Annotated in this window: 12 protein-coding genes; 10 read left to right on the plus strand and 2 right to left on the minus strand. The window is 67.5% G+C overall.

Annotated features, from left to right (window positions below):
• Positions 1-15 precede the first annotated feature (15 nt).
• The 9 genes from dapE to BPODLACK_RS11850 all read left to right on the plus strand — a co-directional run bounded on the left by dapE (position 16) and on the right by BPODLACK_RS11850 (position 8,119).
• Positions 16-1,113, plus strand: coding sequence for a succinyl-diaminopimelate desuccinylase (gene dapE, locus BPODLACK_RS11810; protein WP_159405370.1), 1,098 nt, complete (start codon positions 16-18; stop codon positions 1,111-1,113).
• A 51-nt stretch (positions 1,114-1,164) separates the two neighbouring features.
• Entirely contained in the window at positions 1,165-1,989 is an 825-nt protein-coding gene (locus BPODLACK_RS11815; protein ID WP_006435999.1) for a TIGR00730 family Rossman fold protein, read from the plus strand.
• Positions 1,986-2,522, plus strand: a complete 537-nt coding sequence (locus BPODLACK_RS11820) for a TIGR00730 family Rossman fold protein (RefSeq protein ID WP_024499004.1) — start codon at positions 1,986-1,988, stop codon at positions 2,520-2,522. The genes BPODLACK_RS11815 and BPODLACK_RS11820 overlap by 4 nt, the downstream gene beginning before the upstream one ends.
• Before the next feature lie 76 nt (positions 2,523-2,598).
• Entirely contained in the window at positions 2,599-4,431 is a 1,833-nt protein-coding gene (locus tag BPODLACK_RS11825; protein WP_024499003.1) for a long-chain-acyl-CoA synthetase, read from the plus strand.
• The gene (gene folP, locus BPODLACK_RS11830; protein WP_024499002.1) at positions 4,428-5,309 is read left to right on the plus strand and encodes a dihydropteroate synthase; all 882 of its coding nucleotides are present in this window, start codon (positions 4,428-4,430) and stop codon (positions 5,307-5,309) included. The genes BPODLACK_RS11825 and folP overlap by 4 nt, the downstream gene beginning before the upstream one ends.
• Positions 5,306-6,319 carry a glucosyl-3-phosphoglycerate synthase gene (locus BPODLACK_RS11835; RefSeq protein ID WP_024499001.1) on the plus strand — a complete coding sequence of 338 codons (1,014 nt, stop codon included), beginning with the start codon at positions 5,306-5,308 and terminating at the stop codon, positions 6,317-6,319. The genes folP and BPODLACK_RS11835 overlap by 4 nt, the downstream gene beginning before the upstream one ends.
• 139 nt (positions 6,320-6,458) lie before the next feature.
• Positions 6,459-6,905: a DivIVA domain-containing protein gene (locus BPODLACK_RS11840; RefSeq protein WP_024499000.1), complete on the plus strand. Its 447-nt coding sequence runs from the start codon at positions 6,459-6,461 to the stop codon at positions 6,903-6,905.
• Between the two features lie 102 nt (positions 6,906-7,007).
• A complete protein-coding gene (locus BPODLACK_RS11845) occupies positions 7,008-7,175 on the plus strand; it encodes a DUF3117 domain-containing protein (RefSeq protein WP_004019232.1) in 168 nt (55 codons plus the stop codon).
• A gap of 41 nt (positions 7,176-7,216) precedes the next feature.
• Entirely contained in the window at positions 7,217-8,119 is a 903-nt protein-coding gene (locus BPODLACK_RS11850; protein WP_191834457.1) for a putative RNA methyltransferase, read from the plus strand.
• Between the two features lie 24 nt (positions 8,120-8,143).
• Here the strand turns inward: BPODLACK_RS11850 and glgA are convergent, their stop codons facing one another.
• Positions 8,144-9,310, minus strand: a complete 1,167-nt coding sequence (gene glgA / locus BPODLACK_RS11855; protein ID WP_198362468.1) for a glycogen synthase — start codon at positions 9,308-9,310, stop codon at positions 8,144-8,146.
• Between the two features lie 113 nt (positions 9,311-9,423).
• Between glgA and glgC the strand changes: the two genes are divergently transcribed.
• Positions 9,424-10,638 carry a glucose-1-phosphate adenylyltransferase gene (gene glgC / locus BPODLACK_RS11860; RefSeq protein ID WP_159405371.1) on the plus strand — a complete coding sequence of 405 codons (1,215 nt, stop codon included), beginning with the start codon at positions 9,424-9,426 and terminating at the stop codon, positions 10,636-10,638.
• A gap of 174 nt (positions 10,639-10,812) precedes the next feature.
• On the opposite strand, the gene BPODLACK_RS23560 is transcribed toward glgC, so the two are convergent.
• Positions 10,813-11,072 (minus strand): hypothetical protein (locus tag BPODLACK_RS23560; RefSeq protein ID WP_236577662.1); only part of this gene is annotated, 260 nt, incomplete at its 5' end.

An 11,072-nucleotide genomic window follows, 5' to 3' on the forward strand; every position in this document is an offset into this window, starting at 1 on the left:
CGCTAACGTATCTGCGTGAGCACCGCACTCGACCTCGCCGCCGATCCCGTCGAACTGACCGCCGCCCTCGTCGACATCGAGAGCGAGTCACGCAACGAGACGGCGATCGCCGATGCGGTGGAAGCGGCACTGCGGGAGCAGACGACGGGCTTCGAGATCCTTCGGCACGGAAATCGCGTGCTGGCCCGTACCGATCGTGGTCGCGCCCAGCGTGTCATCCTCGCCGGGCACCTCGACACCGTGCCGGTGGCCGGCAACCTGCCGTCGCGTCGGGAGACGCATCCCGAGGAGGGCGACGTCCTGCACGGGTGCGGCACCGTCGACATGAAGTCGGGCGACGCGGTGTTCCTGCACCTTGCCGCGACGCTCGACGAACCCGCGCACGACCTGACGCTGATCTTCTACGACTGCGAGGAGATCGCTGCCGAGTTCAACGGCCTCAACGACATCGAACGTGAGCTGCCCGAATGGCTCGCCGGCGACGTCGCCATCCTCGGCGAACCCACCGCCGGTCTGATCGAGGCGGGATGCCAGGGGACGCTTCGGGTTCGACTGTCCACCTCGGGTACTCGATCGCATTCGGCCCGCTCGTGGATGGGTGACAACGCGATCCACAAACTCGGGGGAGTGTTGACGAAGCTCGCCGCATACGAGGCTCGTCGCGTCGACATCGAGGGGTGCGAATACCGCGAGGGACTCTCGGCGGTCGGGCTCGGCGGCGGTGTCGCGGGCAACGTGATCCCCGATGCTGCGCACGTCGACGTGAACTTCCGCTTCGCCCCCGACCGTTCCGTCGAACAAGCCCTCGACCACGTGCGCGAGGTCTTCGCGACCGACCTCGCCGATGGCACGGTCACCCTCGAGGTCACCGACGCGGCGGCCGGTGCACTCCCCGGCCTGGCGCACCCGGCGGCGGCCGCGCTGGTCGAGGCCGCTCAGGGGCGCTTCCGGGCCAAGTACGGCTGGACCGACGTCTCGAGGTTCTCCGCACTCGGCATCCCGGCGGTGAACCTCGGACCCGGCGACCCCAACCTCGCCCACCGCGTCGACGAACGGGTTCCGGTCGAGCAGATCCGCATGGTCACCGACCTGCTGCGCAGCTATCTGTCCTGAGCCGCCCGACGCCGGGCGGGGGTGGATCGGCCCGCTGCTAGCGTGAGCCGCATGTCGACCAATCCGGAATCGTCCGCGTCCGATCCCGCCGCCGACGACGTCTACTACGTCGGACCCATCCGCGTTCGCCCGAAGCAGCGCGGCAAGACGACGGACCGGCGACTCCTCGAGTGGATCGACCCGCGCGACGAGAACCGTCGCGCCGAACGCACGATGCGCGATTCCTGGCGGGTGCTGCGCATCCAGTCGGAGTTCGTCGCGGGCTTCGACGCCATGAGCGAGGTCGCGGAGGCGGTGACGGTCTTCGGGTCGGCGCGTCTCGCGCCCGAATCGCCGGAGTACGCACTCGGCGTGCGGGTCGGACGTGCGCTCGGGGAGGCGGGCTATGCCGTCATCACCGGGGGCGGGCCCGGTGTGATGCGGGCGGCCAACCAGGGTGCGCACGAGGCGGGCGCCCAGTCGATCGGCCTCAACATCGAGCTGCCCTTCGAGCAGGACCTCAACCCGTGGGTCGACCTCGGCATGAACTTCCGCTACTTCTTCGTGCGCAAGACCATGTTCGTGAAGTACGCGCAGGCCTTCGTCTGCCTGCCCGGCGGGATGGGCACGCTCGACGAACTCTTCGAGGCGCTCACCCTGGTGCAGACGAAGAAGGTCGTGCGATTCCCGATCGTCCTGGTGGGCCGTGATTTCTGGGGTGGGTTGCTCGACTGGATGCGCGACGTCCTGGCCGCGCGCGGGATGATCTCTCCCGAGGACCTCGACCTCCTGACCGTCGTCGATGACCCCGACGACGTCGTCGCGGCGATCGAGGCGGCCGCTCCCACCCAGCCCGGCGCGAAACAGCCCGGCGCCGATGGCACGATTGCCCGGTGAGTGCCGTCTGTGTCTACTGTGCGTCCGGTCCCGTCGAGCAACGCTTCCTCGACCTCGCTTCCGAGGTGGGCGCGGCGATCGCGCGTGCCGGCCACTCGGTCGTGTCCGGCGGTGGCAATGTCTCGATGATGGGCGCGCTCGTCACCGGGGCGCGCGCGGAGGGCGGCACCACGATCGGGATCATCCCGAAGGCGCTGATCCAGCGCGAAGTCGCCGATCTCGGGTCCGACGAACTCGTCATCACCGAGACCATGCGCGAGCGCAAGCGCCTCATGGATGAGCGCGCGGATGGTTTCATCACGCTTCCCGGGGGTATCGGAACACTGGAGGAGCTGTTCGAGACCTGGACGGGCGGCTACCTCGGGATGCACGACAAGCCGGTGGTTCTGCTCGATCCTTTCGATTTCTACGCGCCGCTCCTGGGCTGGCTGCGAGAGTTGTCGACAACCGGGTTCGTCTCCCGGCGATCGCTGGACCGGCTGCTGGTCACGGCATCGATCGACGAGGCGATCGAGTTGGCGACACAGCGGTAGAACTTCCTACCGGCCGGTAAGGTAGCCCGGTGAGTGCGCGGGGCACTCACGACGCCCAGCGGAGAGCGGAGCCCACATGTCCCCAGACACCCAGCGCAAGGACGTCCAGACAGGCACGACGAACGGTTCGACCAAGGATGCGGTCAAGACCGTCGGCGTCGTGGATCTCCTCCGCGGAGTGGTGAAGATGGCGCCACACGCGAGCGGGATGATCAAGCACGCACCGGGCCTGATCCGTCGGCCACCGGAGGCCAAGAAGACCATCGGATCGGTGTTCCAGAAGCACGCGGCTGCGCATCCGGACCGCCCGTTCGTCCGTTTCGAGGGACGCACGACCACCTACGGCGAAGCCAATCGCCGTGTGAACCGTTACGCCGCAGTCCTTTCCGAGGCGGGCGTCGGCAAGGGTGACGTGGTGGCGCTGCTCTCCAAGAACAACGCCACCGATCTGTTGCTGATGCTGGCGACGGTGAAACTCGGCGCGATCGCCGGGATGCTCAACTACAACCAGCGCGGTCACGTCCTCGAACACTCGGTCGGGCTGCTCGACGCCCAGGTGCTCGTCCACGATCCGGACTGCGCCGAGGCCTTCGAGTCGATCCCGGAATCGGTGCTGCCCGAACACGTCTACGACTTCGCCCAGTTCGATGCGGCCGCGGAGGGCAAACCGGACTCCGACCCGGAGATCACCGCGCAGCTGCCGGCGTCGACCAAGGCCTTCTACATCTTCACCTCGGGGACCACCGGAATGCCCAAGGCCAGCGTGATGAGCCACAACCGCTGGCTGGCGAGCCTCTCCGGCATCGGTGGTCTCGCGGTTCGACTACGCCACAGCGACACCATGTACGTGCCGCTGCCGCTCTATCACAACAACGCCTTGTCGGTGTCGCTGTCGTCGGTGCTCGCATCGGGTGCGTGCATCGCGGTCGGCCGCTCGTTCTCGGCGTCGAAGTTCTGGGACGACGTGATCCTCAACCGCGCCACCGCCTTCTGCTACATCGGCGAGTTGTGTCGCTATCTGCTGGCGCAGCCGGAGAAGCCCACCGACCGGCAGCACTCGGTTCACACCGTGGTCGGCAACGGGATGCGGCCCGACATCTGGGACGAGTTCCGCGAGCGGTTCGGTGTGGACCGCGTCGTCGAGTTCTACGGCGCCAGCGAGCTCAACCTGGCCTTCGTCAACGCCTTCACCGTCGACAAGACGGCCGGGTTCTGCCCGCTGCCGTACAAGATCGTCGAGTACGACGATGAGGGCAACCCCAAGCGCAACGACGACGGGCGGCTCACCGAGGTGGGCAAGGGCGGCACCGGTCTGCTGCTCGCGCAGATCTCCGACCGGGTACCGATCGACGGCTACACCGACGAAGAGGAGACCGAGAAGAAGATCGTTCGGGACGCCTTCAAGAAGGGCGACGCGTATTTCAACTCGGGTGACCTCGTCCGCGACCAGGGCTTCGCGCACATCTCCTTCGTCGACCGGCTCGGCGACACGTTCCGCTGGAAGGGTGAGAACGTGGCCACCACCGAGGTCGAGGGTGCGGTCGACTCCTACGACGCGGTCGCCCAGTCGGTGGTCTACGGTGTCGAGGTGCCCGGCACGGACGGTCGCGCGGGGATGGCGGCCGTGAAGCTGCGCGAGGGCGCCGACCTCGACCCCAAGCGTCTCGCCGAACACCTCTACGAGGAGCTGCCGTCGTATGCGGTCCCGCTGTTCGTGCGGATCGTCGACGACTTCGAGCGGACCTCCACCTTCAAGAACCGCAAGGTCGAGCTCCGCAAGGAGGGCTACGCGGAGGCCGATGCCGACGCCGGACAGGTCTATGTCCTGCTCGGCAAGGAGAAGGGTTACGTGGAGTACTACGAGGACTACGCCGACGAAGTGGCGGCCGCCAAGGTTCCCAAGGGATGACCGTTTCGCCGACCCTGTGCGGTCGTCCGGTGGCCACCGACCGCGCGTTGGTCATGGCGATCGTCAACCGCACGCCCGACTCCTTCTACGACCGTGGCGCCAGCTTCGACGACACGGCCGCGCAGCGACGCGTCGACCAGGTGGTCGCCGAGGGGGCCGACATCGTCGACGTCGGCGGCGTGAAGGCAGGGCCGGGCGAAGAGGTCGACGCGACCACCGAGGCTGCCCGCGTGGTCCCGATGATCTCGTGGATTCGTGAGCGCCATCCCGACGTGCTGATCAGCGTCGACACCTGGCGCAGCGAGGTCGCCGACCAGGCGTGCGCGGCGGGCGCCGATCTCATCAACGACACCTGGGCCGGCTACGACCCCGAGGTCGTCGCGGTGGCGGCCGAACGGGGAGCCGGGATCGTCTGTTCCCACACCGGTGGTGCCGTCGTGCGGACCCGGCCGCACCGTGTCGCCTACGGCGATTCCGTCGACGCCGTGGTCGCCGACGTACTCGCCGAGGTGACCGGTGCGGCGGAGCGGGCGCTGGCAGCGGGCGTGCATCGAGATGCGATCGTTATCGACCCGACGCATGATTTTGGCAAGAACACTCACCACGGGCTCGCTCTGTTACGCCATGTGAAAGATCTTGTTAATACAGGCTGGCCGGTCCTGATGGCGCTGAGCAACAAGGATTTTGTGGGGGAGACTCTGGGTACAGATCTAGAGCAACGGTTGGAGGGAACTCTCGCCGCGACGAGTCTGGCTGCCGCCGACGGCGCCCGGATTTTTCGCGTTCACGAGGTCGCCGCCACTCGTCGCGTGGTCGACATGGTCGCTGCCATCGCGGGAACGAGACCGCCCGCCCGAACAGTCAGGGGACTTGCATGACCAAGCAGAAGCGACGTAACCCCATCAGTCGTGACAAGGCCACCGTGTGGCCGACGCCGGCCGAGTCGCTCGCGGACGAGCGGCAGTGGTCGACGACCCACACCTGGGAACAGCCGAAGTGGACCATCGAGGAACTCGTCGCCGCCAAGGGCGGACGCACCGTCTCGGTGGTTCTGCCTGCCCTGAACGAGGAAGAGACCGTCGCCGATGTGATCGCCACGATCATGCCGCTGTACGGCACGCTCGTCGACGAACTGATCGTCCTGGACTCGGGCTCCACCGACGCCACCGCCGAACGTGCACTGGCCGCCGGCGCGCAGGTCATCACCCGCGAAGAGGCGGTGCCGGAACTCGAACCCGTCAAGGGCAAGGGGGAGGTGCTGTGGCGCTCGATCGCCGCGACCACCGGCGACATCATCGCCTTCGTCGACTCCGACCTGATCGATCCGGATCCGATGTTCGTGCCGAAGATGCTCGGCCCGCTTCTGGTGAATCCCGAGATCCACCTCGTCAAGGGGTACTACCGCCGTCCGCTGCGTACCGGCGGCACCCAGGACGCCAACGGCGGCGGTCGAGTCACCGAACTCGTCGCCCGGCCGCTGTTGGCCTCGCAGAAGCCCGACCTCACCGCGGTCCTGCAACCGCTCGGCGGCGAATACGCCGGAACCCGCGAGATGTTGTCGTCGGTGCCGTTCGCGCCCGGCTACGGCGTCGAGATCGGACTCCTCATCGACACCTACGACCGCTACGGCCTCGCGGGCATCGGCCAGGTGAACCTCGGCGTCCGCACCCACCGCAATCGTCCGCTGATCGAACTCGGCGTGATGAGCCGTCAGATCGTGGGCACGCTCATGCGCCGGTGCGGCATCGAGGACTCCGGTGTCGGGCTGACGCAGTTCACCGCCGAGCCCGACGGCTCGTTCACGCCGCACACCACCGAGGTCTACCTCGAGGACCGTCCGCCGATGAACACCCTCCGCTCGATGGGCTCCAAGGTGATGGCCTCCTAGCCGGCCGATCCACCCGACTCCGGCGACACGGTGACACGCCCTCGGCGTGACGCGGTGTCGCCGGATGCTTGTGCGGGCCGGACGGAGGCGGCCAGGTGCCGGCGGGGCCGCGGGACGACGGTCTGTCAGGATGGAATGTATGCAGACCCTGCTGCTGTACCTGCTGATCATGGCGCTCGTCGCCGGGGCAGTGTTCGCCGTCGTGTGGTTCGTCTTCGGGCGCGGGGAGGACCTGCCTCCGGTCGAACCCGAAACCACACTCACCCGTTTGCCGACGGTCGGGATAAGTGGCGACGACGTCCGGGCGCTGCGGTTCGCGCAGACGTTGCGGGGCTACAAGCAGTCCGAGGTCGATTGGGCGCTGGCGCGTCTCGCACGCGAGGTCGACGACCTCCGGTCGGTCATCACACGTCTCCGGGAGCGCGACTCCGGGACAGGTGTGACCCACGGCTCCACAGGCGTTCCCGAGACCGGAACGGGCGACACCACCGGCTCCGAGAACGGCCGGGAGCAGAGGGTTTACGACGACCCGACCCCCAATCCCGCATCCCGCGAAGGAGGTCCGTCGGTACCCTCCGACCGATGACCGGATCACGCCGGAACAGCGCTTGTGTCGCGCACTCGCATTCGATTGAGACGACGACACGTATCATGTTCAAAGCAGGGACACTGTGAAGGGAGCTTGAGAATGGCGGCAATGAAGCCACGTACTGGGGACGGCCCCCTCGAAGCGGCCAAGGAAGGGCGTGGAATCGTTGTCCGGATTCCGATCGAGGGCGGAGGTCGCCTCGTCGTCGAGCTGACCGCCGACGAAGCCGCCGCACTGGGTGAAGAACTCCGCGGGGTCACCGGCTGAACGGAGATCTCGCCGACGTCGTCGAGTTGCTTCGATGCCCGGTGTGTGCCGGGCCATTCGAGACCGGTCTCCCGGGGGCCGGGCACGACGAGACTTCCCCGGCTGTAGCCGGGTCTGGGCCGTCGCCGCGTGGAGGGACACTCCGCTGCGGTGACGGTCACTCCTTCGACGTCGCCAAGCAGGGTTATGTCTCACTGCTCGACGGACGTTCGGGATCGTTGCGCGCCGACACCGCCGCCATGGTCGCGGCCCGCGCGCGGGTGCACGACGCCGGGTTCTTCGCTCCGGTCCTCGACGCGGTGGCGGACCGAACGCGCGAATTAGGTGCCGGCGTCGACAAACCCGTCGTACTCGATGCGGGAGCCGGTGGCGGCCACTACCTTCGCGCCGCGGTCTCCGGACTCGCCGACGCCTCGCCGTCTGTCGAGGCCCGCGGGCTCGGCATCGATCTCTCCAAATTCTGCGCGCGGGCCATCTCCCGCGGCACCCCACGCCACGCGGCGATCGTCGCCGACATCTGGCGTGGCCTCCCGGTCGCCGATGACGCTGTCACTGTTGCGCTCTCGGTGTTCGCACCACGCAACGCGGCCGAGTTCGCGCGGGTACTGCACCCGGGCGGTGGACTCGTCGTCGTCAGTCCGGCCGCCGACCACCTCGCCGAGATCATCGAACCCATGCGGATGCTGCGCGTCGACTCCGGCAAATCCGAACGGCTCCAGGCCACATTCGCCGACGGCTACGAGATCCTCGATTCGTCGACGATCCGTTCCGTCACCGAACTCGACGCCCAGACCGTGGGCGACCTGGTTGCGATGGGCCCGTCGGCCTTCCATGCCGACGACGCCGACATCCGCTCACGTGCAGACGCATTCGTGGGGAAAGGCGTCGTCGATGTGACACTGTCGGTGGTCGTCACGGTCTGCCGCCCGACCCCGCCGGGCTGACCCCCGCTGGACGGAGATGCTCGGTCAGCGCAGTACGGACCGGTATACCCCGAGAGTCTGTTCGGCAATCGTCGCCCAGGAGAATTCGGCCTCGGCCCGTTCGCGGCCGGCCACTCCCATCGCCGCCGCCCCGGCGGGATCGCCGACGACCGCGTTGACCGTCTGGGCGAGATCGTGTTCGAAGGCTTGCGGATCGACCGGGTCGTAGGGCACCAGACGGCCGGTGACGTGGTCGCGCACGACCTCCGGGATGCCCCCGACCTCCGACGCCACCACGGCGGTCGCGCAGGCCATGGCCTCCAGGTTCACGATGCCCAGCGGTTCATACACCGACGGGCACACGAAGACCGATGCGGCGGTGAGGATCTCGCGGATGCGGGGAAGCGGCAGCATCTCCCGAACCCAGTGCACACCCGGTCGTGATGCCGACAGTTCACCGACCGCCGCCTCGATCTCGGCGCCGATCTCCGGGGTGTCCGGTGCTCCGGCACAGAGCACGAGCTGGATGTCGGGAGCGAACCGGTGTGCGGCCGAAACCAGATGGGCGACGCCCTTCTGCCTGGTGATACGTCCGACGAAGGCGACGATCGGGCGGTCGGGATCGATGCCGAGCGCGGTGAGTGTCGACTCCGGCCCGAACGGATCGTCGACCGGATACCACTGGCTGGTGTCGATGCCGTTGCGCACCACGTGGACACGTTCGGGGTCCAGTCGAGGGTAAGTGTTGCAGACGTCGTTGCGCATTCCGGAACTCACCGCGATCACCGCATCCGCGTATTCGACTGCGTTGCGCTCGACCCAGCTCGACACGCGATAGCCGCCCCCGAGTTGTTCGGCCTTCCACGGCCGCGACGGTTCGAGCGAATGCGCCGTGAGGATGTGCGGGACGCCGTACAGCTGCCCGGCGACGTGGCCGGCGAGTCCGGTGTACCAGGTGTGGGAGTGCACGACGTCGGCGCCCTCGGCGCCGACGGCCATCCGCAGATCGGCCGAGAGTGTCGTGATCGCCGCATTCGCACCGGCCAGACCCGGATCGGGTGAATAGACCGCTGCGGTCTCTCGTTCGGCACCCATGCAGTGCACGTCCACGGTCGCGAGATCGCGTAGATGGCGGACCAATTCGGTGACGTGTACACCGGCGCCGCCGTACACCTCGGGCGGGTACTCCCGTGTCATCATCGCCACCCTCATACCGACGACGCTAGTGGCATCGCGGGCAGTTCGCCATCGCTGTGCGAACACGACCACGAATCCGATGGCGCCGTCGTCTGGCCGAGGCTCCCGATCGCGGTTAAGTTGGGGGAGTGAGATCACAGCCGCACGTCCTCGGCATCGTCCTCGCCGGCGGCGAAGGCAAGCGCCTTTATCCGCTGACAGTCGACCGGGCCAAGCCCGCGGTGCCCTTCGGAGGTGCCTACCGGCTGATCGACTTCGTGCTGTCGAACCTGGTCAACGCCGGATACGAGCGCATTTGCGTGCTGACACAATACAAGTCGCATTCGCTGGACCGGCACATCTCGCAGACGTGGTGGACGTCGGGTTTCCACGGCGAATACATCACCCCGGTGCCGGCCCAGCAGCGACTCGGACCGCGCTGGTACACCGGCAGCGCCGACGCCATCTTCCAGTCGATGAACCTCATCACCGACGAACAACCCGAGTACATCGTGGTCTTCGGTGCCGATCACGTGTACCGCATGGACCCGTCGCAGATGGTCGATGCGCACATCGAATCGGGCGCCGACGTCACCGTCGCCGGCATCCGCGTACCGCGCGCCGAGGCGTTCGCCTTCGGGTGCATCGACTCCGACGCGTCCGGCAGGATCACGCGTTTTCTCGAGAAGCCCGCGGACCCGCCCGGGACACCGGATGATCCGGACTCGACCTTCGCCTCGATGGGCAACTACGTGTTCACCACCGAGGCACTCGTCGACGCCTTGCGCGCCGACGCCGCCGACTCCGACTCCGACCACGACATGGGTGGCGACATCATCCCGGCCTTCGTCGACCGCGGCACGGCGTATGTCTACGACTTCAAGGACAACGAGGTACCCGGCGCAACCGAACGCGACAAGGGGTACTGGCGCGACGTCGGGACCCTGGATGCGTTCTACGAGGCACACATGGACCTCGTGTCGGTGCACCCGATCTTCAACCTCTACAACGGTCGCTGGCCGATCCGCGGTGAGACGCACAACCTGCCGCCGGCCAAATTCGTCCAAGGGGGAGTGGCCGAGGACTCGGTGGTCGGCTCGGGCTGCATCATCTCGGCTGGGACCGTACGCAATTCGGTGCTGTCGTCGAACGTCATCGTCGAGGACGGTGCAATCGTCGAGGGCAGTGTCCTCATGCCGGGCGTACGCGTCGGCAAGGGCGCCGTCGTCCGCCGGGCGATCCTGGACAAGAACGTCGTCGTCGGCGACGGTGAGCAACTCGGCGTCGACCCCGACTCCGATCGGGAACGCTTCTCCGTCAGCGCCGGTGGCGTGGTGACCGTCGGCAAGGGGGTTCGGGTCTAGCGCCGCACCTCAGGCAGCAGGGGCGACGACCGAGCGCAGTGAGGGCGCCGCGTATCGAGGTCACCCGCCGCTGCGGTCCACGCTCTGCACTAGGTATCGCCAAGCGATACCTAGTGCTGACCGTCCTCGTCGATTGCCCGCCGATCTCGCCTGAGGTTCGAAAACTCGTCCCGCTCAGCGGTGTCCAAGGGCAATCTGCCCTCGGAGGCATCTCAGGGGACGAGAATTTCGGAGCTTGCGGAACCCCCGCTCCCTGAGGAGCGTCCGGAGCTTGCGGAGGGCGCAGAACCCCCGCTCCCTGAGGAGCGTCCGGAGCTTGCGGAGGACGCAGAACCCCCGCTCCCTGAGGAGCGTCCGGAGCTTGCGGAGGACGCAGAACCCCCGCTCCCTGAGGAGCGTCCGGAGCTTGCGGAGGACGCAGAACCCCCGCTCCC

The sequence above is a fragment of the Gordonia sp. YY1 genome, assembly GCF_009872315.1.
Classification (GTDB): Bacteria; Actinomycetota; Actinomycetes; order Mycobacteriales; family Mycobacteriaceae; genus Gordonia; species Gordonia amicalis.

What these genes read in the sequence shown, in the direction of transcription:
- BPODLACK_RS11840 (WP_024499000.1), top strand. Translation starts at nt 6,459, where the DNA reads ATGCAGACCCTGCTGCTGTACCTGCTGATCATGGCGCTCGTCGCCGGG.
- BPODLACK_RS11825 (WP_024499003.1), top strand. Translation starts at nt 2,599, where the DNA reads ATGTCCCCAGACACCCAGCGCAAGGACGTCCAGACAGGCACGACGAAC.
- BPODLACK_RS11835 (WP_024499001.1), top strand. Translation starts at nt 5,306, where the DNA reads ATGACCAAGCAGAAGCGACGTAACCCCATCAGTCGTGACAAGGCCACC.
- glgA (WP_198362468.1), bottom strand. Translation starts at nt 9,310, where the DNA reads ATGAGGGTGGCGATGATGACACGGGAGTACCCGCCCGAGGTGTACGGC.
- BPODLACK_RS11845 (WP_004019232.1), top strand. Translation starts at nt 7,008, where the DNA reads ATGGCGGCAATGAAGCCACGTACTGGGGACGGCCCCCTCGAAGCGGCC.
- BPODLACK_RS11815 (WP_006435999.1), top strand. Translation starts at nt 1,165, where the DNA reads ATGTCGACCAATCCGGAATCGTCCGCGTCCGATCCCGCCGCCGACGAC.
- folP (WP_024499002.1), top strand. Translation starts at nt 4,428, where the DNA reads ATGACCGTTTCGCCGACCCTGTGCGGTCGTCCGGTGGCCACCGACCGC.